Below are 23,545 nucleotides of genomic sequence, written 5' to 3' on the forward strand. Positions count from 1 at the left end.
TCATGCTGTTAGCAAAAGAACGTCAAGACATTGTCGATACCTGCCTGTTTATGCAGCGTGAGGGGCTAATCGTTTCGACCGCGGGCAATGTTTCCATCAGGGTTGGCGACCAGGTGGCGATTTCGCCGTCGGGTGTTCCCTACGAAACGATGACGGCCGAGGACGTCGTCGTTTACGACATCGATGGAAACCATGTCGAAGGAGACTTGAAGCCGTCTTCCGAGCTCCCCCTGCACCTGAGCGTGTATCACGCAACGGATGCTATGGCTATCACGCATAACCATGCTCCTGCTTCTACCGCGCTCTCCTTGGTCGTCGATGAGATTCCACCTTCGCATTACTACTCAGCGATGTTTGGCGGCGTTATTAGAGTCGCTCCTTATGCCGAGTTTGGGACAGACGAACTGGCAGAGAACGTGACCAACGCACTTAAAGGTCGCAAAGGTGCTTTGATGTCGAACCATGGCGCGATCACGATTGGCTCAGACGTCAAGAAGGCCGTCAATCTGCTTCCTGTCCTGGAATACGTCTGCGAGGTGCATCTGAGAGCAATGGCTAGTGGTGCCCCGATCAAACTGCTCACCGACGCCCAGATGGCCGATGCCCTAGAGGGCATGTCGAGCTATGGGGTGCAGCCGAATAAGAAATAGTTCCGTTGTAGCCACCGCGTTCAGGCGACGCGGACGCTAACTAAAAACTGTGGGGATGGGCGATGCTCGTCCCCACAAGTTGTTTATTGTGTTGCTTTTCATCCGTAGTCGGATGAAAAGCAACACAATAAATCGATTAACCGCGGGCAACCTTGTATTGGGCTGCCTGCGCCACGGGCCTGATCGTCAGATGGCCCACCTGTCGCTGGTCGGAGACGTCACAAGCAACAGCTACGCCACCTCTCCTCGGCGAGCTTCGTTACCTTGTGGCAGCCTAGCCGCGCAAAAGACTTTGAAACCAGCCTTGGCTAAAGCCCGGGCAGTCGCCACCCCGATGCCGCTAGAAGCTCCAGTTACAACCGCCCTCTTCTCCACAATTCGATTGTTGCGCCTGGCGGAACCTTCTTGATCAACTACGACGAAAAGCTTCACGTCTGATATGCCGTGTCAAACGCTCAAGCGCGAGCTTTGGCTTATTCCCATAGGATAAAAGGAGTCGTTTTGAAAAAATCTTAAGGAGCCGCAGTGCTGCAGATAATCGTTGCCCATGCGATTGCTGCGTTGCTTGCTCCGCTACTCATACGTTTACTGCATGGCAAGGCGTACCTGCTGTTGGCGCTCGTGCCCGCTGCCGGTGCAGTCTGGACAGCCATGCAAACCAACAATGTGTTAGCGGGCAACTATCCGACGCAGCAATTTTCGTGGCTACCCGCGCTCGGTCTGGACATCACATTCAGGCTGGACACCCTGAGCTGGCTGATGGGTCTGATCGTGGGCGGGGTGGGCTCCCTCATCCTGGTCTACTGCAGCGGATACTTCGCACGCGACGCGCAAGCGATGGGCAGGTTCGCGGGCGTCTTCGTCGCATTCGCCGGCGCCATGTTCGGCCTGGTCACAACCGATAACACGCTGGCCTTGTATCTGTTTTGGGAGCTGACGACGGTGTTCAGCTACCTGCTGATCGGCCACTACCACGACCGTCAGGCTTCGCGTATCGCGGCTGCTCAGGCCATCACCGTGACGACGGCCGGCGGCCTGGCGATGCTGGCCGGTATCATCCTGCTGGGCGTTGCCCCGGGCGGTTCCTTCGCGCTCAGCGAGCTGGTTGCCTCAGCTGCCGACGGCACGCTGGTGGCCGAAAATGGTGTCGGTTTCTGCTCCGCCGCGGTGCTGTGCATTCTGTTCGGAGCGCTGACCAAATCCGCTCAGGTTCCTTTCCACTTCTGGCTGCCGGCCGCGATGGCGGCGCCGACTCCGGTCAGCGCATATCTGCACTCGTCCGCGATGGTGAAGGCCGGTGTCTACCTGATCGCCCGCATAGCCCCCGGATTCTCGGACCTGGGAGTGTGGCGCTGGAGCATCCTAATCGCCGGGCTCGGCACGATGCTGCTCGGCGGTTACCGCGCGATGCGCCAGTTCGACCTGAAGCTGCTGCTCGCCTTCGGCACAGTCAGCCAGCTCGGCTTCATCATTCTCCTCGTCGGCTTCGGAGACAGGGCAGTGGCGCTTGGCGGCATCACTATGCTGCTGGCCCACGCACTGTTCAAGTCGACACTCTTCATGGTTGTTGGCACCATCGACCACGAGATCGGCACCCGAGACCTGCGCAGACTCTCCGGCCTGGCGAAAATCATGCCGGGCCTGATGGTCATCGCCATCCTGGCGGCCGCGTCGATGGCGGGTCTTCCGCCGACACTCGGCTACCTGGGTAAGGAGGCCTCGCTCGGCGCGCTGTTCGAGGCGGGCACGGTTGGCCAGGCGACGTTCATTGGCGTGGTCGTGGGCTCGATCCTGACGCTCGGATATTCGCTGCGTTTTCTGTGGGGTGCCTTCGTCGATACGCCCGGCATCAGACCGCAGAAGCCCCGAACCATCAGCTGGCTGCTGATCGCCCCGATGGCCTTGACGGCTCTCGGTTGCGTCTCGCTCAGCTTCATGGCTGGGCAGCTGCAAGAAATCCTGTCCGGTCATGCTGCCGTGTATGAAGGCAATGAGGGTCACTTGGCGCTATGGGCGGGAATTGGCCCGGCGCTGGGTGGAACCGTCGTCATCATCTGCGCAGGCATCTGGCTTTTCGTCGCTAACGGCAGGGCGCTCTACGCGGAGGAGCAGCAGCCAATCATCGCCCGTTCCGAGGACCTGTACCGTGGCCTGATTCGTCGACTGAACACGTTCTCCGCAGACATCACCGCGATCGTCCAGCGCGGTTCGCTGCCCAGCTATCTGTCGACGATGTTCAACGTGATGATCGGCAGCGTGCTGCTCGTTCTCCTGCTTACGGCTCCGGTGATGCCAACGAAACTTAGGCTGTGGGACAGCCCCATCCAGGGCATAGTCTGCGCGCTTGCCAGCGTCGCCGCCATCTTCGTCGTGCGCGCCCGGCGACGCATGAAGGCCGTGCTCGTAATGGCGTTTATCGGCTACGCGATCGCTCTGGTCTTCGTGCTGCAGGGCGCCCCGGACTTGGCGCTCACCCAGGTTGTGGTCGAGTCCGTCAGCCTGGTGGTCTTCGTGCTGGTGCTGCGCCGCCTACCAAAATACTTCTCCGATCGGCCCTGGACGACGTCGCGCATCTCGCGAATTCTGTTGGGCACCATCGTCGGTGTGGCGACGGCGCTGCTCGGCTGGTTTGCCGCGTCCGCCCGAATCCACGAGCCGGTGACCGTCGACTATCCGGCTGAGGTCTACGAATACGGCTACGGCCTAAACATCGTGAACGTGACGCTCGTCGACACTCGAGCCTGGGACACCGTCGGCGAGATTTCCGTGCTGCTGGCCGCCACCACCGGCGTTATCAGTCTGATTTTCCTGCGGATGCGCCCGAGGCAAGATCTGCGCTCCAACCTGGCCAAAGCCGTGCACTCCAAGAAGATTTGGTCGGCCGGACAAACCGATAAGGTTGCAGCCCTCGCCATGCCCCGTCGCAGGCCGAGCGCCAGGCGCGGACGCGTCTGGTTGGCAGGTTCGCTGACGCTGGCAAGGGTTCGTCGTTCCCTGATCTTCGAAATCGGGGCAAGGCTCATTTTCTTCCCGCTGATGATATTCAGCCTCTATCTGCTGATGGCAGGGCATAACGCGCCGGGCGGCGGGTTCGCCGGCGGTATGGTAGCTGGCATCGCGTTTGTGATTCGCTACCTGGCAGGAGGCCGCTACGAACTGCGATTGGCTTCCCGAGGAAACCGCTCGGGTATTTTCCTCGGCGGGGGCATGATGATCGCAACGGTAGCCGCGCTGGCTCCAGTCTTGTTCGGCGGCACGGTGCTGCAGACCACCGTCTTCGACTTTCAGCTTCCGCTGTGGGGCAAAGCACACATCACGACGGCGCTGTTCTTCGATATCGGCGTCTACCTTATTGTCATCGGTATGGTCGCCGGCGTGCTCGCCAGCTTAGGCGGCGAGATCGACCGCCAGGCGGAGGAGCAGGGCGTGCGGCCCAGGGAAGTTGCCTTCGACAACCCGAACAAGCTCGAATCCGAGACCATCGATCTCGTCGATCTGCGCGAGAGTGTGGCAGCCGTCACCGACCAGAAAGCTAGGAAGATCGGGGAGGAAAAATGATAGATACAACCCCGTCTTTAGCGCTTTTGGTGCTGGTCGCCGTGTTGGTAGGAACGGGCGTGACGCTGGTGCTGGAACGTTCGCTTTCGCGCGTGGCAATCGGCGCTTGCCTGCTCACCTACGGCGTAAACGTGATGATCTTGATGGCTGGCGGCCGAGCCGGCGGACCCCCGATCATCGGTCAGACTGAGGTCGAGGACATGTCCGATCCGCTTCCGCAGGCCATGGTGCTGACGTCCATCGTCATTGGCTTGGCGCTGACGGCCTTCATGCTTGCAATGAGCTACCGCACCTGGCAGCTCAACGGCAACGACGAGGTGCAGGACGACCGCGAGGATCGTCGAATCGCCCTCGCCGCCAACCACGATCGCATCAACGCCCGCACCACCGATGACATCGGTGAGACCACCGCCGAGCGTGCCGACGACTTCTACGACGAGACGTCCGCCGCCGGTAACCACGAGATGCCGGCCAGAGTTAAGGCGAAAGAAAAAGAGAAGGAGAGGCGCGAGAATGCCGATCCGCTCGAAGACCCGAAGGGAGGTGCCCGATGAACTGGGTGCTAGCTCTTCCCGTCCTGGTGCCGTTCGTCGGTGCCGCGATCTCCCTGTTGCTGCCGCGCAACTACCGCGTGCAGCGGGTGGTTGGTATGAGCTCGTTGGGCATCGTGCTGGCCGCTTCGGTCGTGATTCTCTGGCATTCGCGGCTCGGCCCGTTTGTGCTGGACGTCGGTGGCTGGGCCGCCCCGGTCGGTATCAGCCTGGTCGCGGACAGGCTGTCGGCACTGATGCTGCTGGTCAGCGTGTTCGTGACGCTATGCGTCATGATCTATTCGTCATCCGAGGTCTTCGAGGACGACCGCGTCCCGCTTTCGGTTTTCTACCCGACGTTCCTGATTCTTTCCGCGGGAGTGTCTAACTCGTTCCTCACCGGTGACCTGTTTAACCTGTACGTCGGATTCGAGATTTTGCTGGTCTCCAGTTTCGTGTTGATCATGCTTGGCGGCACCCGAGACCGGCTGCGTTCTGGAACCGTCTACGTGGTCGTCTCGATGGTCAGCTCGTCGATTTTCCTGATCGCCCTGGCCATGGTTTACGCGGCCACGGGCACGGTCAACATGGCTCAGTTGGCCATCCGCCTGCCGCAGATCGACTCTGGAACGGCACAGTTGATTCAGGTGATGCTGCTGGTTGCGTTCGGCGTCAAGGCCGCGGTTTTCCCGTTGTCGGCCTGGCTGCCTGACTCTTACCCGACGGCCCCGGCCCCGGTCACGGCCGTGTTCGCTGGCCTGCTCACCAAGGTCGGCATTTACGCCATCATCCGCACGCAAACGATCCTGTTCGGCGACTCGAAGCTGAATCCTTGGCTGCTCGGCATCGGCCTGTTGACGATGATCGTCGGCATTTTGGGCGCCGTCGCGCAGGACGACATCAAACGTCTGCTCAGCTTTACGCTGGTCAGCCACATCGGTTTCATGCTTTGGGGTCTCGGCACGGGCACGGTCGACGGCATTTCCGCCGCGATCTTCTACACCGCCCACCACATTATTGTGCAGACCGCGCTGTTCTTGGTTTCCGGAATCATGGAGCGCATGGGCGGCACGACGTCTCTGGTGCGCCTGGGCGGCCTGTTGAAGGCGTGGCCGCTGCTGGCGGTTCTGTTCTTGGTGCCCGCGTTCAACCTTGCCGGCATCCCGCCGATGTCTGGCTTCTTGGGCAAGATCGGATTGATCAAGGCCTCGGCCCAGGTCGGCACCCCGACGCATTACCTGATGATCGCGGGCGGTTTGGTCTCGAGCCTGTTGACGCTGTTCGCGCTGGCCCGAGCCTGGAACATGTCGTTCTGGCAGCCGCTCTCCGAGGACGCGCCGCCGCTCGCCGACAAGAGCACGGTGCCGTGGGTGATGCCGTTCGCCACCGGACTGTTGGTTGTCGGTTCGCTGGCGCTGACGGTATTCGCAGCTCCGCTGTATAGCTTCACCACGAATGCCGCTGAGAACCTGACACAGCGCAACCCATACGTTCAAACGGTGCTGCCCGACTACCAGCGCGGTTCGGGGCAGTCGCAAGATAGCGTTGACGGCCCGGCCCCCGCAGTGACGGCCACAGCGCCGATCAAGAAGCCGAGTGCCTCTCCGACGCCGAGCACGGACGAAACGCGGACTCCGCAGCCGTCGGCGGCCCCCGCAACTCCAATGCAGCCCACGCCCAAGGCTTCGGCCGCCACGACTAGGGGTGATGAGTGATGGAACAAGAATCCAAAACCACCGGCACGCTGAAGGCTATAACGCCGCCCAGGCTGCCCAGCCTGAAGGATCCCGGTGCTAGCCTCTTCCACCTGGTCTGGCTGACCCTGGTTTGGGCTCTGCTGTGGGGCGATTTCAGCTTCAAGACGCTGTTCGGTGGCCTGATTATGACGCTGATCGTCATGTACGCGCTGCCGATGCACCGGGCGACCAACGAGAAAATCACGGTTCGCCCCATCGCGTTAGCAAGGCTAATCGTCGTCTTCCTCCTTGACGTGGTTAAGGCGTCCGCGCAAATCACCTACGCGATCCTCACTCGCAAGAAGCTCGAGGCCGCCATCATCCGAGTCCACACCAGGGCAGAATCTGACATTTTCCTGGCCGTCACCAGCGGGTTCACCGCGATGGTGCCGGGCTCGATCGTTATTGACGCACACCGCATGACCGGCATGATGTATGTGCACTTCTTCGACGTCTCTGGTGAAGACGGGCTACAAAAAGCTCACGACACGGTCATAGAGCAGGAGGAGAGGATCCTGCGCGCGCTGGCCAGCGACCAGGTGCTGATTGAGGCGGGTTACGTGCCGAGCGGTTCGATGCGTGCGGGCAGGTTGGAGAAGTCGGCTAAGGACTCGTACGTGCCGCTGAACAGCAAGGAGGCCAGCCGATGATTTATCTGCTCTGGGCGGCCCTGATCATTCTGGGCATCGCTATGGCTCTCGTGTTGATCGCGGTGCTTCGCGGTCCGACGGTCATGGAGCGTGCGATTTCGCTCGACGTGCTGACCAGCGCCATCATCTGCACTTCCGTCGTGATCATGGTCATTCACGGCCGCACCGACCTGACCGTGCTGGTGGCGGTGCTGGCGGCGGTGGGCTTCGTTTCGTCGACGGTGATTGCGCGCTTCGCTCCCGTCGAACGCAAGGAGGAGACGATGTCCCAGGCTGCCGTGATCGGCAAGATGAATGAGGAGGGTGAGGATGCTTAGCATTTCAGTAATCGCCAAGGGCATCGGCGTCGTACTGGTTTTTCTCGGCGCACTGCTCACGCTGATCACCGCCATTGGTCTGCTCGCGCTTCCCGATCTGCTGGCCAGGATGCACGCCGCCACGAAGCCGCAGGTGCTCGGCCTCATGCTGCTTAGCGTTGGAGGTTCGCTGGTCCTGCAGTCCGCCTCTGTCGCCGGCATTCTGATCTTGATGGTGATTTTTCAGCTCATCACCGCGCCGATTTCCGCGCACATGCTCAGCAACGCGGCGTTCAAGGCCGGCCGCGCGAAGTCTGAAGTGCTGGTTGTGGACGAGTTCAGCGATGATATCGCCCACGCTCAGGAATACGCAAAAACCCGGCAGAAGCGCTAGCCTCTGCCGGGTTTTAGCCAGCTAAAAATTTAGGACTGGTTGAACTTTTCCCACAGCTCGTCGGCGGGGTCCTTGCCGTACGGGCCCTCGGTGGGCACTGGGGAAGCCAGGAACACTCGCTCGTCCTCGGGGCGGGTCTGCTTGGCGGCCTCCTCGCGGGCGTCCTCGGAAACCTCGTACGGCCCTAAAGCCAGCACCGGAGACGGGACGAAACCGCGTCGCGACCTGTCGATCGGAGCCTTCCATGGCTGCGCCTGGCTCGGGGCCTCATCTGCCTCTTCCTCGTCGGGCAATCCGCGCTGCGGGCCTGCGAAGCTTGGGCCGTAATCCTCCGGGTCGACGCCGTCGCCCGCCTGGCCGCTCACGGTCCAGGGCTGGCTGGCAGGCAGAATCTCGTCGTCGGTCTTGGCCGGGACATCGAAGCCGTAGTAGCCGTAAAGCTCGGCCTCTTTGGCGGAATCCAGGTGACGGTCAGGGTCGTCGTTCGGGGCGTCCTCCACGAAGCTTTTTTCGTAGGGAACCTGGATCTCGTCTGGGCTGATGATCGCGCGTTCTAGCGGAACGAAAGTTTCCTTGGAACCGAAGATTCCGGTCTTCACCGTCACCCAGGTGGGCAGGCCGGTGTTGTCGTCAAGGTAGACCTGCTCGACCTTACCGATTCGGTCGTTGTTTTGATCTACAACTTTGGCGTCAAACAGGTGTTCGTAGCGGTGTTCCTGGTTGTTATCTGTCATCGCGGCGATCCTTTCGCATATTCAATATCAAATACTAAAGCCAACTAGGCCAAAGCGCACGCCGATACGCCGGCTTGGAGCCCAGTTCGCACTCCTTAGCGGTCCTTCGGCTCGTCGACGTCGTTGCTGGGGCCGCCATTGCGGAGCAGCCTGACTGTCGGCCAGCGGCGGGTGTGGTCGAGGACGAAACGCAGCTGGTCTTTGTGCATCACGAGCGCGGTGATCGCGAGGGTGGCCACGCCGACGCAGATGACGCCGAACCAGATCGTCCATTCCGGGCCGAGCGCGTCGCCGAGCCAGCCGACTAACGGGGAGACCAGCGGAGCGACGCCCATGATCATCAGGTTCCACAGAGCCAGCATGCGCCCTCGCATCACTGGCGATGACGCGGTCTGGACGAGCGTGTTGCCCGTCACCAGCGCGGTGATGGTGAACAACCCGATCGGCGCCTGCAGCAGCGCGAAGATCAGGTAGCTGGTTTTGATCGCGGCCAGTGCCGAGAATACGGTGTAGCCGGCCATGCCGATCAGCACGTATCGGAGCCTGCCGCGCCCTCTTCGGGCCGCAGCCAGCGCTGCGGTGAGCGCGCCCGCGCCCATGATTGAGCCGAGCGCCCCGAATTCTCCAGCGCCCTTGCCGTAAAGCGCGGTGGACATGACGGCGTTGGAGATCTGGAAGTTGAAGCCCAGGCCGCCGATCGCGAAGCCGCAGGCCAGCACGACGATGATGTCCGGGCGGCGACGCACGTAGCGCAGACCCGCGATGATGCCTCTGTCTGCCTGCTGAGCCTTCGCTGGCGTCATCTTCTTGCCGTCCAAAAGCAGTAGGCAGATGAACATGCAGACGTAGCTGGCGGTGCCGATGAAGAACACCTGTCCGGTGCCCACGATGGCGATCAGCAAGCCGGCGATGCCTGGGCCAATCAGACGGGCGGAGTTGAACGACGTTGAGTTAAGTGCGATGGCATTGGCTAGCTGATGGCTGGGGACGATCTCGCTGACCATCGATTGCCTGGCCGGGTTGTCGAAAGTAATGGTGATGCCGTCTATGAAGGCAATCAGGTAGATCATCCAAAGCTGCGCGTTGCCGGTCACAACTAGTGTGCCAACCAACGCCGTCGAAATAGCGCCCTCCACCTGCATGACTAGCAGCAGCTTTCGCTTGTCGAAGCGATCGGCCGCTGCTCCACCGAATTGGTTAAGAATCAGGTTCGGGATGAAAGTGACGGCGGTCAAAAAGCCCAACGCGGCTGCCGAATTGTCCGTGAGGATGACCAGCACTAACCAAGACTGCGCGGTCCTAACCATCCAGTTACCGATGTTGCTGGCCAACGAACCGGTGAACCAGATTCGGTAGTTTATGATCGCAAGCGAGCTGAACATCTTGCGCATCGCTCACCTCGATTGTTGATTGATTTATAGGCTTCTCAGAAAATCTGGATCGTCGTCCGGGGCGCCGTAGCGCGGACCTCTGTTCGACGGGGGGTGGCCGTAGCGAGGGCGACCGAAGAACAGCCAGCAGAATGGGCCCAGGACGGGCGCCATGATGACGAACACGGCCCAAAGCCATTTGGGCATGACGCGAACTTTGCCAGCGGGTGCTTGCGCTACCTCGACGGTGCAGTAGATGGTCAATGCCACGACTGCAATCAGCAAAATTACTCGGGCCATGCAGATAGTCTATCGACCCGCGCAACACTATCGCCACCAACCTAAGATGAAGTGTGTGCTTGAAGTCACCGCTGCCGACCAACTATTAACCCGACTGCCCGATGCGCTGATGGGGAAAGCCTCGCTGGCCCCGCTGGCTGCCGGGCAAACCCCGCCGGATGCGCTGTTGCTCGACGAACCCATCGACGACGATATCGCGGTGGTGGTCACCACCTCGGGCAGCACCGGCACGCCGAAGGGCGTTGAGTTGAGCGCCGCAGCGCTGCTGGTCTCGGCAGAGGCCACCCGAAAGGCGCTCGGTTCGTTCACCTGGACGTGTGTGCTGCCAACCAGCTACGTCGCCGGTTTGATGGTTTTGGTTCGGGGGCTGGCCGACCGCGAGCACGGAGGGGGAGGGGTCCGATTCGCATCGAAGGACCTATCCGATCTGGCTCCGGACCCTAACTTCCCGAACGCCATCTCCATCGTTCCGACTCAACTGGAGCGGGCGATCCATGACGCACGGGTGGCCGAGACCCTTGCCAGCTACGACCAGGTGCTAGTCGGTGGCGCCGCGCTGCGCGCCCAGACCCTTGAGGCTGCAGCTGATTTAGGCATCACTGTAACCCGCACATACGGCATGTCTGAGACCTGCGGGGGCATGGTTTACGATGGGCGTCCGCTGCCCGGGGTCGAGGTGCTGATCGACGAAGGACGGGTGCGGCTGAAGACGCCGAGCGCGTTCAGCCGTTATCGCGGACTGCCGGAGCTGACCGCGCAAGTGCTCGAGGGGAACATAGTCACCACGAATGATCGTGGGCGTTTCGTCGATGGGCAATTGGAACTATTGGGGCGCTTCGATGACGTCGTAATAAGCGGGGGAGTGAATGTGGACCTCGCCGCGGCACAAGCCGTTGTGGACGAGCTGAGTGCCCAGCCAGCGGTTCTATTTGGGGTGCCCGACGACGAGTGGGGAACAAAAATCCTCATCGCCGATGAGGCCGCCCGGCCGATCGAGTGGTGGCGTCAGGAGCTCTCCGGGCGGCTGCAGAAGGCCGCGCTGCCCAAGCAGGTGCTCGCCGGCGCGCTGCCCCGGACTTCATCGGGCAAGGTGGACTTTGCGGCCCTCCGTGAGCGGGCAAATTAATTTTGTCAGTGCGAAGTGGCATGATCTTAAGCAGTTGATTTTTGGAGGGAACGTTGGCTACTGCTGCTGAATGGATCGAGGGCGCCAGGCTACGCACGCTGCCTGCGTCGGTGGCTCCCGTGCTGATGGGTGCGGCTGTCGCGGCTAGCGTCGGGCACCTTTCGTGGCTTCGCACTGTGCTCGCCGCGCTGGTTGCGCTGGCGCTGCAGGTGGCAGTGAATTTCTCCAACGATTATTCCGACGGAGTGCGTGGCACCGACGAGGTGCGTGTCGGCCCGCAGCGGCTGATCGGCTCCGGAGCTGCGACACCCAAACAGGTGCTGCGCGCCGCAATCTACTGCTATCTTTTCGCCTGCGTCGCCGGCCTGGTGCTGGTGGCTCTGAGCGGTGCCTGGTGGCTGCTGGCGGTCGGTGTCGCCTGCGTGCTGGCAGCATGGTTCTACACGGGCGGCAAACATCCCTACGGCTACATGGGCCTGGGCGAGGTTTTCGTCTTCATCTTCTTCGGGCTGGTGGCGACGGCCGGCACCACCTACACGCAGGTTGGGTCGGTGCCCGCTGCCGCCTGGGCCGGCTCTGTGGTCATGGGGCTGTTGGCCTGCGCGGTGCTGGTTTGTAATAACGTGCGCGATCTGCCGCGCGACGCGCAATCAGGCAAGATCACGCTTTCCGTGCGCCTGGGGGATCGCGGCTCGAGGCTCTTCTACGTTGCTCTGGTGATTTTCGCGCTGGTCGCGCTGGGAGTCGTGGTTGCCGCCACCTCGCCGTGGGCCCTCATCGGGCTATTCATTCCTGGCATTCTGCTGCTGCCTGCCTGCCGTCAGATAATGGCGGGAACGACCGGCATGGAGTTAGTGAAGGTGCTCAAGAGGACGAGCGTCGCCGAGCTGACCGCCGGTGCTGGCGTCTTCATCGGCGTGCTGATCGCGATGGTGATGTAGTTGCGCGTCCACGTTTTTTCAATTCCGTTACGCAACACCTTCCGGGGCATCAACGTTCGCGAGGGCGTGCTTATCGATGCCGATGGCAAGTGGGCCGAATGGAGCCCATTCGTCGAATACGACGACGAAATTGCAGCCCGCTGGCTGCGCGGAACTCTAGATCAACTGACCGAGAACCGCACCCCGGTTCGCGATCGGGTGAGTGTTAACGTGACGATTCCCGAGGTGAGCCCGGATACGGCGTACGAACTGGTCACCACTTCCGGGTGCAAGACCGCGAAGGTCAAGGTGGCCGGTTCGTCTAGCCTTACCGAGGACGCCGAGCGCGTCCGGGCGGTCCGCCAGGCGATCGGGCCGCAGGGCCATGTCAGGGTTGATGCCAATGGTTCTTGGAGTCTCGAAGAGGCCCTTGAAGCGCTGGAGATCCTGGGCGAGGTGGGGCTCGAATATGCTGAGCAGCCCTGCGCGAGCGTCGAGGATCTAGCTCGGCTGCGCAAGGAGCTGGCAAAGAGTGGCTTAGCTGTGCCGGTTGCCGCCGACGAATCCATCCGCAGGGCTGAGGACCCGCTCAGGGTGGCGGCCCTAGACGCTGCCGACGTCGTCGTGTTGAAGGTGCAGCCGCTGGGCGGCGCCGCCAAAGTTCTGGAGCTGGCCGAGCAGCTGGCTCCGCGCAAGGTGGTAATTAGTTCTGCGCTCGAGACTTCCGTCGGCATTCACGCCAGCCTGAAAGCTGCCTGCGAGCTGCCCGATGCGCCGCTTGCCTGTGGCATCAATACTGTTCGGCTGTTCACCGGTGACGTCGTCCGGAACCCTCTGATCGCCAAGGACGGCGAGCTTGTGTTGGGAGAGACCCCGACGCCCACGGATGAGCTACTGGAAGAGTTCGCCGCCCCCAAGCCTAGGGCTCGGTGGTGGAAGGATCGCCTGCAGCGCTGCCGCGAACGGATTAAGGAGCAAGCGTGAGTTCCTGGGGGCTCAGCCAACACGTCCTAGCCAACTTGATCGCGTCAGGAGTGCGCGATTTCGTGCTCTGCCCGGGCTCGCGTAACACACCTCTTTCTCTGACGCTCGTGCGCTGCGCCCGCGAGGGGCTGGTCAACCTGCACAGACGCACGGATGAGCGGGCTGCGGGCTTTCTGGGGCTCGGTGTGGCGAAGGTGACGGGTGTTTGCGCGCTCGTCGTTACCTCCGGCAGCGCGGTGGGTAATCTGCTGCCTGCTGTCATGGAGGCGCACGCCAGCGGGGTCTGCCTGATCGTGATCTCGGCCGATCGACCGGCCACCCTGCAGGCTTCGCGCAGCAACCAGACCACCAGCCAGTCTGGAATATTCGGCGCGCACTGCGTGCACACCGCCAATCTCTATTCCAACGACGATTCTCCTGCCGCCTGGGCTAGCCAGACGCGTCGAGCCGTGGTTGCCGGGCTCGGGCTACGCACCTGCCGCCCTGGGCCGGTGCAGATTAATCTTGGCCTCGACACGCCTTTGACGCCGGAGGAAGGCCCCGGCCTGGCAGCGCTCGTCGCCAGCGTAGATTTTTCACTGCCTGCCCCGCGCGATCTCCATCTCGAGGATCTCGAGTACGTGCCCGGCACGGTGGTGCTTGCCGCCGATGCCTCTGCCGACGTAGGAGCCGCGGCCGCACAGGTCGCTGAAAAAGCATGCCTGCCGTTGCTAGCGGAACCGAGCAGTAACGCCAGGCATAGCTCAAATGCTATTTGGAACTATGTTCCGCAGTTGGCCTCAGGCCGCATCGACGAGATCAATCGGGTGCTCGTTTACGGTCACCCCACGCTTTCAAGGCCGGTTACGAAGTTACTTTCCAGCGCAGATCAGGTGATCGCGGTGGGGCAGTTCGCCGATTGGCCAGATCCTGGCCTGACAGTCACCGGCGTAGTCGACGCGGTTCGCGTCGAGCCGGATAAGTCCGATTGGCTGTGCAGCTGGCAGAGCCCCGAGCCACAGCCCGAACGCGAGTTAAGCGGCTCTTCCGCGGTCGCACAATTTTTGAGCCACGCGGGCCAGAACATCTTCTTCGGGTCGTCAAACTCGATCCGCTACGCGGATAACTGCGCCAATTGGCCCAAAGGAACTTGCTACGCTAACCGCGGTCTGGCCGGTATCGACGGTGCAATCACAACCGCAGCGGGCATCGCGCTAGCTTCCGGAAAGCCGACGAGTGCGCTCATGGGCGATCTGACCTTCCTCTACGACGCTGGCGCCCTGCTGATCCCGGCGGGCCAGCCCCAGCCAGACTTGCGCGTCGTAGTTCTAGACGACGACGGCGGCGCCATCTTCCGTTCTCTCGAGGTGGGCGCGGCCGAGTTCGCCGACGACTTCACCCAGGCATTCGGGATGCCCCACGGCCACGATCTCGCTGCGATCGCTCGTGGCTACGGCGTCGACGCGCAAAAAGTGACGACCTTGGACGGGTTGAATAGCGCGCTTTCCAAGCCGATCGATGGCTTGAGCGTCGTCGTGGCGGCTATGCCTCCGGTTGCTTAGCTTTTCCCGCCTCTACCTCGTAAGAGTCTCCGTAGTTCTCGTTTAGCCAGTCGCGCAGCGCGAGCGTGGCGCGGGTGTCGTCTTCGTTGTATTCCAGCAGGCGCACCCGGTAGTGCTCGCGGGTTTTTACGTCGGCTGCGCTCACTGCCATGTCGAACCAACTCTGCGAGTTCAACCCGCTGGGGCTTTCGTCGCGCCAGTGGAAGCCGACGGACCCGGTGGCCACCGCCTTCAGGCCGAGGCCGTGCGCGCCGAAAAAGTTTTTGCTCATCACGGCGAACAGGTCGAAGAAGCGATTGCGCATGATGCGAACCAGCTTTTTGACCTTCGGGTCGTCGATGCGCTTGGCAACTCTCTTGATGTGGGTGCGCTCGTAGTCGGAGTAGTGGTAGACGAACGAGCCGGGGTGTGCCATCAGGAAGTCGTACAGCCAGGTCAGCGCCTCTGCGGCGAGTTTCGCCTCGGACGCGTCCGTCATATTTTCGAAGGACGCGAAACTGACGTAGTGGCTCTGCGGCTCCGGCGCCTTGCGATCGGTCACTAGGATGCCCCAAAGGTAGATTTTGTCTTCGATGTTCGACTCGATATCCAGGTCTAGTTCGTAGCGGCTGTGCGGTAGTTCGATCGGCCCCTCCGAAGTGCGCTCCAGCTCCACACCCGTCATCATCATCTTGGCGCGTTTTCGTGCCCGCCTTAGCCGCTCGTCTGGGTGGGGACGGTGCTGCACGTTGGGCAAGTATTCGTCGCGCAACACCACTTCGCTGGCGTTTGCCAGATCTTCGATGGTGTTGATGCCAAGCGCGCGCAGCGTGCTGACCTCGCGGGCGTCCAGCGGAGCCTTCTCGATGCGCAGGCTGAGGTCTGCCTTCGGCAGTTGCTGGGCGCAGACCGGCCACCACCTGCATGTCTCACATTCCTCGATGACGATCGGTGACACCATTCGCTTGCCTGTCATTGCTGACTTCGCAACCTTGGTTCGGAAATTGAATTCGTGTTCGTAGCGAGACAGCGCGGTGTGGTAGCGGAACCTTGGATACGGCCTTCTGGAGAAGGTGCGGATCTTCTGCGTGTCGAGGCTGGCCCACGAGATGACAAGCCCGTTCATGGTGGTCCAACTGTGGTTTCCTTGCAGCCTCAGGCTGCCACCCTTTTCGACGAAGCGGTCGCTGCCGACCACGCCGCCCACCGGCAGGCCAGCCCAGCCGAGCTTCTCCATCATCCGCCAATAGTGCGCCAGCTCGAGCAGATCGGCCTCGCGGTTGTAGCGGAACTGGGCGCCCGGCGCCAGCACGATGTTCTTGAAGCCCGGCTCAGACAGGTAGTTGATGCGGGTGGGTCTGGGGTTGTCGTTGCGCTCGAGCACCCGGTGGTTGCGGACGATCGCAGGCGCATACCTGGGTTTGCCGTCCTCTTGGTCGACGCAGCGCACCAGCATGTCGGGGCTGCCCATGCGGTGATCTTCTTCGTCGTAGGGCAGCTCGGGCGAGATGATGATCTGCTGGCCGGATTCGGCTGCTAGCTTCGTCGCCTGCAGGCGTAGGGCGTGGTTGGTCATCGTCAGGTTGCGCAGGTCCGCAATGTCCTTTTGTAGGGCAAGGACGTCTAGCACCGCGGTCTTGAATTCCTGGGCGTTTTTGCGGATCATCTCGAGCATCTTCGGGTCTGCGCGCCCGGGAGCCTCCACGTCCTCACCAGGCAGGGGCGTGTTCGGGTCGTACTCGTTCTGCACCTTCACCGGGCAGCTGCCAGCGGCCCGGGGTGAGAGCATGAAGTTTTCGTCTTGGTGAATCAAGGTTTCCAACCGCGGTGCAGGGCGACGATGCCGCCGGTCAGGTTCTTCCACTGCACGTCGGCCCAGCCTGCCTCGCGCATCAGCTTGGTCAGCCCCTGTTGATCCGGCCAGGTGATGATGGATTCCACCAGGTAGTCGTATGCGACGTCGTTGCTGCTGAACCGCTCCAGCGCTGGCATCACGCTGGACAGGTACCAGTGGTAAAGCATGCGGAAGGGCTTCCAGGTTGGCGTGGAGAACTCGGCGATAACCACTCGACCGCCGGGTTTGGTGACGCGCAGCATCTCTTTGAGCGCCGCAGCTGTGTCTTGCACGTTTCGCAGGCCGTAGCTGATGGTGACGGCGTCGAAAGAATCGTCTTTATAGGGCAGCTGTAGTGCGTTGCCGGCCACGAATGTGACCTCGGGGAAACGGCGCTTGCCCTCGGAAAGCATGCCCAGCGAAATATCTGTGGGAAGCACCTCGGCGCCCTTGTCGCGGATCGCTTGCGACGACATGCCTGTGCCGCCGGCTAGGTCTAACACCAGATGCGACGAGTTGGGGTCAATGGCCTTGACCGTCTCGCGGCGCCAGCGCCTGACTTGGCCAAAGCTCATCAGATCATTCATCAGGTCGTAGCGCCGGGCTACGCCGTCGAACATCGCGGCTACTTCTGCCGTCTTCTTACCTAGATCTGCTCGGGTCGACACTCTATAAAGGGTGCCACAAATTATTTCCTTGTACCTGCTCAAACGCTCAGATCTTTTGCATCCGCGGCTATCGGTGTTGGCAGGTTTGGTGATTGGGGCAAGAATAGGCACATGGCCAAGCGAGAATTGGTGTTGAAAGTCACCGACCTAACAAAGAAGTACGGCGATCACATCATCGTCGACGGTTTCAACCTGAAAGTTCACTCCGGCGAGGCGGTTGCCCTGACCGGACGCAACGGTTCGGGCAAGTCGACGATTCTGCGTTGCCTGATCGGCGCCGACCGTCCCAGCGACGGGCGAGTGGAGATCTTCGGTAACAAGGTGAACGAGGCGGACGCGCAGTTCCGCCAAGACGTCGCCACCGTCGTTGACGATCTGGACTTCTTCCCGGACCTCTCGGTGGTGGAACACCTGGACCTCCTGGCCAGGGCCCACGGGCTGGAGGACCCGGACGATCTGGTGGATTCTGTGCTGGAGGAGGTCAACCTCGTCCCGCAGTCCAGCCAGTTGCCGGGCACGTTGTCTAGCGGCCAGCGTCGCAGGTTGGCGCTCGCCACCGCGTTTGTCCGTCCCAAGAAGCTGCTGGTTCTCGACGAGCCGGAGCAGCGTCTGGATGTCGAGGGCGTCGCATGGCTCGGCCAACGTTTGAAGCACGAGGTTTCCAAGGGCCTTGCGGTCGTCATGGCTAGCCACGAGCCAAGCCTCGTCGAGGCCGTCGGTGCGCGCCTGGTTCGTGTCGGTTCGGACGCGCAGGTCAGTGAGTCTCTGGTGGAGGACGATGCGCTGTGAGTAAACGTCGCAGGAGGAGGCCGCAGGCTAAGCCTGCAAAGCAGCCCGCGATCGTCCAGCCGTCCGCAGCGGAGATTGAGGCCGCTAGGGCAGCAGCCATCGCCGAGTACGAGCCGGGCAATTTCGAGGATGTCGAGGACTACGAGGTTGGCGTCGCCGACGAGCGTTCGCTGATGCTGCTGATGCGCGACTGGCGCAAGGGTAGGGCGACCCGAAGCATCTGGGACGCCATCACCAACGGCTACAACGTCGTCTTCGCGGTTCTGGTCATCGGCGCGATGCTGGTCGGCGGAATCATGGAGGCTCAGAACACGGCGGCCGGCTGCACGACCACCGGCTGTAACACGGCGAAGTCGCTGGTTCCTTGGCTGCTGGTGTGCGCCATGACGCTGCTGGCCATCAGCCTTTCTAAGATTTTCGGCCCGGTGGTCGCGTCTGCGGCCGAGGGGTCTTGGCTGCTCGACGCTCCGATTCGACGCAGCCGTATTCTGCGTAAGCGTCTGGTCGGCGTGCTCGCGCTGTCGTTCTTTGCCGCCGGCGCTTTGACGCTGCTCATCTGCGTGCTGCTCGGCCTGTCGCTGCTATCTGCTGCCATCTGGGGTGTGGCGGCCGGGCTCGGCGCCACCGCAGCGACGGCGTTCGCCGCCTCCCAGCAGGGCAGGGATTCCGCTATTTTGTTCAGCCTGGTTCAGGGGCTGCTGGGCGCCGTTTCGACCGTCGTGCTGCTTGCCGTGATCGCGGTTTCTGTCGGCTGGATCGCCATGCCGCTGGACCCGGAGACGAGCCTCTCGTCGTCGTACGCCATGCTTGGTGTTGCCGCCGTTGTGCTGGTGATCTTCGCGGTGATCGCGTTCGGCAGGTTAAACCGTTTGCGCAGGGCCCGTCTGGTCAGCGGCGGCGATCTGCTATCGGGCATGCAGGGCGCCGCGTTCGCGCTGGACTTCTCGCTGATGCGCGACATCTTGGTTGAACGTAAATACCTGGCGCGCGGCCACGTCAAGCCCAAGCGCGGCAAGGGCATCGGCACCCGTGCCGTCGTCTGGCGCGACACCCAGCGTCTGTTGCGCAACCCGATCAACCTGATCGTTTTGCTGGTTTCCGCGGTCATCCCCTACGCCACCGAGGCGCTGGGCATGGGTGTCTTCGGCGTGTTGATCTCGGCGCTGATGATGCTTTTCGTGATGATCCCGTTCTTCGATTCGCTGCGCGTGCTAACCCGCACCAAGGGCCTGGCGAGGGCATTCCCGATCGGTGACAGCGAGCTGCGTAGCTCGGCCACCGTCGTCCCCGCGGTGTTGGCGTTCGGCTGGGCAGTAATGGTCACGCCCGCCTTCCTGCTGTCTGCCGAGACGGTCAGCGCGCAGTCCATCGCGCACTCGTTCCTGCTCGCCCTGATCACCGCGGGCACCGGCTACGTTGCCGCGATCCGCTGGGTGAGCGCTAGGCCGCCGGACTACTCCGCGCCGATGCTTGCCACCGGCATGGGCGCACTACCGACGGGCATGATCGTCAACCTGTTGCGCGGCTTCGACATCGTGGCCGTCACCGTTCTGCCCCTGGTCTTCGGACTCAGCCCGTGGATCAGCGTCGTCATTTTGGTGATCGCATACTTCATCGCGCGCTCGGGAGGAATGAACACCCAGGAGATGATGGAGCGCCAGGCAGAGGCTAAGAAGGAGCTGGAGGAGGCCAAGGCGAATTCGACGGCCGAACGCAAGGTCATTTCCAGGTCCGGACGCAAGCCCGGAACGCCGAGGGGCTACACCATCGGGGAGAAGTAAAAACCGAGCTAACAAAGCAAAAGGCCCGCCAAGTGGCGGGCCTTTTAGCGTGCTTATCAATGGGTGTTGAAACTAGATGTTCTCGCGCAGAGCCGATTTGATCGGGTTTAGCTTGCTCTCCGTCTCGACAAGTTCGCTGTGCGGGCGAGAATCGGCCATGATGCCGCCGCCTGCATACAGGTGCATCTTCGTCGGGTCCTCGTCGTCCACCTGGCCACAGCGCAGCGCGAGCGCCCATTCGCCGTCGCCCTGAGTGTCGATCCAGCCGACGGGTCCGGCGTAGCGGCCGCGATCCATGCGCTCGTTAGTGGCGATGTATTCGCGGGCGACGTCCGTCGGGGTGCCACAGACCGCGGCGGTTGGGTGCGCGGCCCTGGCCAGCGAAAGAACGTTGTACTCGGGGTAGGTTACGCCGCCGATGTCGCTTGCAAGGTGTAGCACGTTCGGCAGACGTAGAACGTAGGGCGCTGAGGGCACATGCATGCCCTGGAAGTACGGCTTCAACTGGCGAACAACGGATTCGACGGCGAGCTCATGCTCGTGCAGATCCTTGCTGGAGCTGATCAGCCTCGCAGCCTGGTTTTCGTCGGAGATGTCCTCGAGTGCCGGGATGGTGCCGGCCAAAATGCGGGAAATGGTCAGCCCGTTGCTACGCATGACGAGCATCTCAGGGGTCGCACCCACCAGGCCGTCAACCATGTAGTTCCAGCAGCTGGCATAGTTACCGGCCAGTTTTAGCAGCGCCCAGCGGGGGTCGAAGGGCTCGTCACTGTGGGCGTAAGTCTTGCGCGCAAGCACAATCTTTTGCGCGTCCCCGGAGCGGATGAACGCGCGGGCCAGCTTGACCTCCATCATCCACTGGTAGTCGCTCAGTGGGCCCTGCTCGAAGCGCAAATTCTTCGCTGGCTCCGGCGGGTCCTGGACGGGAGGCAGGGTAGGCGTCACCCGGTCGAAGCCGATCTTAGTGAGCCAGAAGATGCCGTCACGGTGACCGACGATGGTCTCGGGAACAATTAGAACCGACTTCTGCTTGGTTGCGGCAGGATCGAATACGAAAGATCCGATCGCCAGAGGGCCGATGCCGAAGGCGCCTGGCATCTCGGTCTCGTTCTCGATCTTGTCGCGCAGCGTGTTCCACCAGTCTTCGGCCTCTTGCATTGAGTCCGTTTCGATTCTGGTTATCTCGCCGTTTGTGACGAAGCAGTTTTGTCCACGCCCGAAATACATCCCGTTCGGGCTAAGAAACTTTCGTAGCTTGCCCGGATCCTTGATTTGAATGGTTGAAGCGTGAAGCCTTGATGAAGCAGGATTAACAAGCACCTACTGAACAGTAGTGAAAACTCGTGAAAAATCAACAGATTACGAACAAGTCGATGATCTGTTTATGTATATCGCCTAGTCAAATGGGGCTGTCTGTGTGCACCAAGTTGCTGTCGTCGATTCGGGTAGCGTTTAGCTAAGGTTGGAAAGACTCTTTATATAGCTTTAAGGATGGCGAAGATGAGCGAGCACACCTCAGGGCCAAGGGCATCGAAGCTTGAAGCCGAGCAGGTTAGCGTCGATATGAGCGCGCAGGTCATCGTCGTGGGCGCAGGTCCCGCCGGTTCCGCCACCGCCGCATTCCTGGCACGATACGGCATCGACGTGCTGCTGGTGGAGAAGTCCAAGTTCCCCCGCGACAAGATCTGTGGCGACGGCCTAACCCCGCGCGCGGTTCGAATGCTGAACAGGCTCGGCGTCGACACCAGTGAAGAAGCCGGCTGGACTCATAACGTTGGTCTGCGCGTCTACGGCGGGCGTCCAGAGCCATTCGACATGCCTTGGCCCGAGCTTTCCAGCTTTCCGAACTACGGAATGGTCTGCCGGCGGGAGGTCTTCGACGACATGCTCGCCGGCCTCGCCGTCTCTTACGGTGCCAGGCTGATGACGGAATCCCGCGTCGACGGGCCCATCTACGACAAGGACGGGCGGGTTGTTGGTGTCAAAGCCAACGGCCACGAGCTGCGAGCCCCGATCGTCGTGGGCGCGGACGGTATCTCCGCGAAGCTAGCCACCCGCATGGGCATCAAACGCAACCCGAAGCGCCCGATGGGCGTGGCGGTTCGCGCCTACTACAAGTCGCCGCTCGCCGAATCTGACTGGATGATCAGCCACCTCGAGCTATGGGACGGCAAACCAGGCCACTCTAGCCTGCTGCCCGGCTACGGCTGGATCTTCCCCGCGGGCGACGGCGTCTGCAACGTCGGCCTGGGCATGCTCAACTCGTCTCCCGCCTTCGGTAACACCAACTACAAAGAGTTGATGGGCAAATGGCTGGCCAGCACCGACCCGGAGTGGGGCTTTAGCGAGGACAACCAGCTCTGCGAGATCAAGGGCGCCGGCCTGCCGATGGCGTTCAACCGCAAGCCGCACTACCGCGACGGCGTTCTGTTAGTCGGCGACGCCGGTGGCATGGTTAGCCCGTTCAACGGTGAAGGTATCGACTACGCGATGGAGGCCGCCGAGATCGCCGCCGGCTGCATCGTCGAGGCATTCGGACGAGGCGTCGGCACCGACAATGCCGAGTTGGCGCTTCGTCGATACCCGCAGCTAATGGCCGACCACGTCGGTGGGCACTTCAGACTCGGGACGATCTTCGCCAGGCTGATCGGCGAACCCAAAATCATGCACCTGTGCGTCAAATACGGCCTGCCTCGGCCCGCGCTGATGAAGCTCGTGCACAAGATGCTCGCCAACCTGACCGTCGACCGCGGCGGAAACTGGGCCGACAAGCTGCTCACGTTCCTAGATAAAGCCGTGCCCAGCGCCTAAGCACTTTCCGCATTATCGCGGCAGATTTGGCTCGTAGTCGAGCCTTTTTTGACGCAATAATTCGGATGACACGTTGCCAGTGACGCAAAGACCCGAATCCCACAACCGACAAAACACAACCAGGCCGACCACCACGTCACCGAAAAACAGCGGGAACCAAAAAGCTCGTAGTCGAACCTTTTGGTTCCCGCTAACTAGAGAATTATTAGCGGGTGCAGAAAAGCTCGAGTACGGACTTTTCGGTTCCCATTGTTTCTGGCGATGGTCGGGTGTTTAGGTTTCTGAATGCCAACACAACTGCCCTTTGGTTGTGGCAAATGTATCAACTTAGGGTTGCCTAAGATATTACTGCAGCTTGCCGAGAAACATCTAAATTGCGGCTACAGTCTTGTTTCGCTGGTGAAATAATATGACCACAGGCGTACTATTGAACCGTTGTGCCCTTTGAGTTGGATGCAATGAAGCTGACCCGAAGGGGTTTCTCCCGGTAGATGCCGGGCAGGGTAGATGAAAGGATGGTCGATGAGTCCATACATCCCCATCGTCGGCATGGTTGTGCTGGCCACTTTGTTTGTCGTAGTCATGATCTACTTGTCGACGAAGGTTGGTCCTGCCCGCTACAACCTCACCAAATACGATTCTTTCGAGTGCGGTCTTGAGCCGACCCCGCAACCGTCCGGCGGCGCAAGGTTCTCGGTTAAGTACTACGTGACCGCCATGCTGTTCATTATTTTCGACATCGAGATCGTCTTCCTCTACCCCTGGGCTGTGTCCTTCGACAAGCTCGGGCTATTTGCGGTTATCGAGATGATCTTGTTCGTCGCCGTAGTTTTCGTCGCTTATCTCTACGTCTGGCGCCGTCGTGGCCTGGACTGGGACTAGTCGAGCAGAGAG

The 23,545-nt window shown here is 61.4% G+C and carries 22 protein-coding genes; 15 read left to right on the forward strand and 7 right to left on the reverse strand.

What is annotated here, in order from left to right:
- Positions 1-2: 2 nt before the first annotated feature.
- Entirely contained in the window at positions 3-650 is a 648-nt protein-coding gene (locus HMPREF1255_RS06995; protein ID WP_016456833.1) for a class II aldolase/adducin family protein, read from the forward strand.
- A 231-nt stretch (positions 651-881) separates the two neighbouring features.
- Here HMPREF1255_RS06995 and HMPREF1255_RS10075 read toward each other — a convergent pair whose 3' ends face one another.
- Complete coding sequence (locus HMPREF1255_RS10075) at positions 882-1,082, reverse strand: SDR family NAD(P)-dependent oxidoreductase (protein ID WP_024111506.1); 201 nt, start codon at positions 1,080-1,082, stop codon at positions 882-884.
- Positions 1,083-1,175: 93 nt separating this feature from the next.
- Between HMPREF1255_RS10075 and HMPREF1255_RS07005 the strand changes: the two genes are divergently transcribed.
- Genes HMPREF1255_RS07005 through mnhG form a run of 6 tightly spaced genes read left to right on the forward strand, consistent with a single transcriptional unit; the run spans position 1,176 to position 7,814 of the window.
- Positions 1,176-4,208 (forward strand): Na+/H+ antiporter subunit A, encoded by a 3,033-nt coding sequence (locus tag HMPREF1255_RS07005; RefSeq protein ID WP_024111543.1) that lies wholly within the window; start codon positions 1,176-1,178, stop codon positions 4,206-4,208.
- Complete coding sequence (locus tag HMPREF1255_RS07010) at positions 4,205-4,762, forward strand: Na(+)/H(+) antiporter subunit C (protein WP_016456831.1); 558 nt, start codon at positions 4,205-4,207, stop codon at positions 4,760-4,762. Before HMPREF1255_RS07005 ends, HMPREF1255_RS07010 begins: the two co-directional genes overlap by 4 nt.
- Complete coding sequence (locus HMPREF1255_RS07015) at positions 4,759-6,453, forward strand: Na+/H+ antiporter subunit D (RefSeq protein WP_024111490.1); 1,695 nt, start codon at positions 4,759-4,761, stop codon at positions 6,451-6,453. The genes HMPREF1255_RS07010 and HMPREF1255_RS07015 overlap by 4 nt, the downstream gene beginning before the upstream one ends.
- Positions 6,453-7,124 carry a Na+/H+ antiporter subunit E gene (locus HMPREF1255_RS07020; protein ID WP_024111583.1) on the forward strand — a complete coding sequence of 224 codons (672 nt, stop codon included), beginning with the start codon at positions 6,453-6,455 and terminating at the stop codon, positions 7,122-7,124. Before HMPREF1255_RS07015 ends, HMPREF1255_RS07020 begins: the two co-directional genes overlap by 1 nt.
- Entirely contained in the window at positions 7,121-7,441 is a 321-nt protein-coding gene (locus HMPREF1255_RS07025) for a monovalent cation/H+ antiporter complex subunit F (RefSeq protein ID WP_016456828.1), read from the forward strand. Before HMPREF1255_RS07020 ends, HMPREF1255_RS07025 begins: the two co-directional genes overlap by 4 nt.
- The gene (mnhG, locus tag HMPREF1255_RS07030; RefSeq protein ID WP_016456827.1) at positions 7,434-7,814 is read left to right on the forward strand and encodes a monovalent cation/H(+) antiporter subunit G; all 381 of its coding nucleotides are present in this window, start codon (positions 7,434-7,436) and stop codon (positions 7,812-7,814) included. The genes HMPREF1255_RS07025 and mnhG overlap by 8 nt, the downstream gene beginning before the upstream one ends.
- A gap of 29 nt (positions 7,815-7,843) precedes the next feature.
- Here mnhG and HMPREF1255_RS09645 read toward each other — a convergent pair whose 3' ends face one another.
- The 3 genes from HMPREF1255_RS09645 to HMPREF1255_RS07045 all read right to left on the reverse strand — a co-directional run bounded on the left by HMPREF1255_RS09645 (position 7,844) and on the right by HMPREF1255_RS07045 (position 10,218).
- A complete protein-coding gene (locus tag HMPREF1255_RS09645; RefSeq protein WP_016456826.1) occupies positions 7,844-8,548 on the reverse strand; it encodes a PRC-barrel domain-containing protein in 705 nt (234 codons plus the stop codon).
- A gap of 95 nt (positions 8,549-8,643) precedes the next feature.
- Positions 8,644-9,939: an MFS transporter gene (locus HMPREF1255_RS07040; RefSeq protein ID WP_024111313.1), complete on the reverse strand. Its 1,296-nt coding sequence runs from the start codon at positions 9,937-9,939 to the stop codon at positions 8,644-8,646.
- A gap of 24 nt (positions 9,940-9,963) precedes the next feature.
- Entirely contained in the window at positions 9,964-10,218 is a 255-nt protein-coding gene (locus tag HMPREF1255_RS07045; protein ID WP_016456824.1) for a PLD nuclease N-terminal domain-containing protein, read from the reverse strand.
- Positions 10,219-10,273: 55 nt separating this feature from the next.
- Here HMPREF1255_RS07045 and HMPREF1255_RS07050 point away from each other — a divergent pair, with 55 nt between their 5' ends.
- The 4 genes from HMPREF1255_RS07050 to menD are packed head-to-tail and all read left to right on the forward strand — an operon-like array spanning position 10,274 to position 14,789.
- Complete coding sequence (locus HMPREF1255_RS07050) at positions 10,274-11,344, forward strand: AMP-binding protein (protein WP_024111489.1); 1,071 nt, start codon at positions 10,274-10,276, stop codon at positions 11,342-11,344.
- Between the two features lie 53 nt (positions 11,345-11,397).
- A complete protein-coding gene (locus HMPREF1255_RS07055; protein WP_024111380.1) occupies positions 11,398-12,285 on the forward strand; it encodes a 1,4-dihydroxy-2-naphthoate polyprenyltransferase in 888 nt (295 codons plus the stop codon).
- Positions 12,286-13,248, forward strand: a complete 963-nt coding sequence (locus HMPREF1255_RS07060) for an o-succinylbenzoate synthase (protein WP_024111600.1) — start codon at positions 12,286-12,288, stop codon at positions 13,246-13,248.
- Positions 13,245-14,789: a 2-succinyl-5-enolpyruvyl-6-hydroxy-3-cyclohexene-1-carboxylic-acid synthase gene (menD, locus tag HMPREF1255_RS07065; RefSeq protein WP_024111332.1), complete on the forward strand. Its 1,545-nt coding sequence runs from the start codon at positions 13,245-13,247 to the stop codon at positions 14,787-14,789. The genes HMPREF1255_RS07060 and menD overlap by 4 nt, the downstream gene beginning before the upstream one ends.
- On the opposite strand, the gene HMPREF1255_RS07070 is transcribed toward menD, so the two are convergent.
- Positions 14,770-16,557, reverse strand: a complete 1,788-nt coding sequence (locus tag HMPREF1255_RS07070; RefSeq protein ID WP_036917620.1) for a TM0106 family RecB-like putative nuclease — start codon at positions 16,555-16,557, stop codon at positions 14,770-14,772. The genes menD and HMPREF1255_RS07070 overlap by 20 nt on opposite strands.
- A 20-nt stretch (positions 16,558-16,577) precedes the next feature.
- On the reverse strand, positions 16,578-17,312 hold the full coding sequence (locus HMPREF1255_RS07075; RefSeq protein ID WP_255325109.1) for a demethylmenaquinone methyltransferase: 735 nt from the start codon (positions 17,310-17,312) through the stop codon (positions 16,578-16,580).
- A 69-nt stretch (positions 17,313-17,381) separates the two neighbouring features.
- Between HMPREF1255_RS07075 and HMPREF1255_RS07080 the strand changes: the two genes are divergently transcribed.
- Together HMPREF1255_RS07080 and HMPREF1255_RS07085 are read left to right on the forward strand one after the other, a co-directional pair.
- Entirely contained in the window at positions 17,382-18,059 is a 678-nt protein-coding gene (locus tag HMPREF1255_RS07080; protein ID WP_016456817.1) for an ABC transporter ATP-binding protein, read from the forward strand.
- Positions 18,056-19,840, forward strand: coding sequence for a DUF6297 family protein (locus HMPREF1255_RS07085; RefSeq protein ID WP_024111438.1), 1,785 nt, complete (start codon positions 18,056-18,058; stop codon positions 19,838-19,840). Before HMPREF1255_RS07080 ends, HMPREF1255_RS07085 begins: the two co-directional genes overlap by 4 nt.
- Positions 19,841-19,912: 72 nt before the next feature.
- On the opposite strand, the gene HMPREF1255_RS07090 is transcribed toward HMPREF1255_RS07085, so the two are convergent.
- Positions 19,913-21,160, reverse strand: coding sequence for an isochorismate synthase MenF (locus tag HMPREF1255_RS07090; protein WP_024111334.1), 1,248 nt, complete (start codon positions 21,158-21,160; stop codon positions 19,913-19,915).
- Between the two features lie 180 nt (positions 21,161-21,340).
- On the opposite strand from HMPREF1255_RS07090, the gene HMPREF1255_RS07095 reads away from it, so the two are divergent.
- Together HMPREF1255_RS07095 and HMPREF1255_RS07100 are read left to right on the forward strand one after the other, a co-directional pair.
- Complete coding sequence (locus tag HMPREF1255_RS07095) at positions 21,341-22,651, forward strand: geranylgeranyl reductase family protein (protein WP_024111589.1); 1,311 nt, start codon at positions 21,341-21,343, stop codon at positions 22,649-22,651.
- A gap of 522 nt (positions 22,652-23,173) precedes the next feature.
- Positions 23,174-23,533: an NADH-quinone oxidoreductase subunit A gene (locus tag HMPREF1255_RS07100; RefSeq protein ID WP_016456813.1), complete on the forward strand. Its 360-nt coding sequence runs from the start codon at positions 23,174-23,176 to the stop codon at positions 23,531-23,533.
- Positions 23,534-23,545 lie beyond the last annotated feature (12 nt).

Origin of the sequence: Propionimicrobium sp. BV2F7, from assembly GCF_000510445.1 — a bacterium.
Classification (GTDB): Bacteria; Actinomycetota; Actinomycetes; order Propionibacteriales; family Propionibacteriaceae; genus Propionimicrobium; species Propionimicrobium lymphophilum.

Coding starts and splice junctions, on each gene's coding strand:
- HMPREF1255_RS09645 (WP_016456826.1), bottom strand. CDS start 8,548: ATGACAGATAACAACCAGGAACACCGCTACGAACACCTGTTTGACGCC.
- mnhG (WP_016456827.1), top strand. CDS start 7,434: ATGCTTAGCATTTCAGTAATCGCCAAGGGCATCGGCGTCGTACTGGTT.
- HMPREF1255_RS07070 (WP_036917620.1), bottom strand. CDS start 16,557: ATGCTCTCACCCCGGGCCGCTGGCAGCTGCCCGGTGAAGGTGCAGAAC.
- HMPREF1255_RS07015 (WP_024111490.1), top strand. CDS start 4,759: ATGAACTGGGTGCTAGCTCTTCCCGTCCTGGTGCCGTTCGTCGGTGCC.
- HMPREF1255_RS07020 (WP_024111583.1), top strand. CDS start 6,453: ATGGAACAAGAATCCAAAACCACCGGCACGCTGAAGGCTATAACGCCG.
- HMPREF1255_RS07045 (WP_016456824.1), bottom strand. CDS start 10,218: ATGGCCCGAGTAATTTTGCTGATTGCAGTCGTGGCATTGACCATCTAC.
- HMPREF1255_RS07040 (WP_024111313.1), bottom strand. CDS start 9,939: ATGCGCAAGATGTTCAGCTCGCTTGCGATCATAAACTACCGAATCTGG.
- HMPREF1255_RS07025 (WP_016456828.1), top strand. CDS start 7,121: ATGATTTATCTGCTCTGGGCGGCCCTGATCATTCTGGGCATCGCTATG.
- HMPREF1255_RS07100 (WP_016456813.1), top strand. CDS start 23,174: ATGAGTCCATACATCCCCATCGTCGGCATGGTTGTGCTGGCCACTTTG.
- HMPREF1255_RS06995 (WP_016456833.1), top strand. CDS start 3: ATGCTGTTAGCAAAAGAACGTCAAGACATTGTCGATACCTGCCTGTTT.
- HMPREF1255_RS07010 (WP_016456831.1), top strand. CDS start 4,205: ATGATAGATACAACCCCGTCTTTAGCGCTTTTGGTGCTGGTCGCCGTG.
- HMPREF1255_RS07080 (WP_016456817.1), top strand. CDS start 17,382: ATGGCCAAGCGAGAATTGGTGTTGAAAGTCACCGACCTAACAAAGAAG.
- HMPREF1255_RS07095 (WP_024111589.1), top strand. CDS start 21,341: ATGAGCGAGCACACCTCAGGGCCAAGGGCATCGAAGCTTGAAGCCGAG.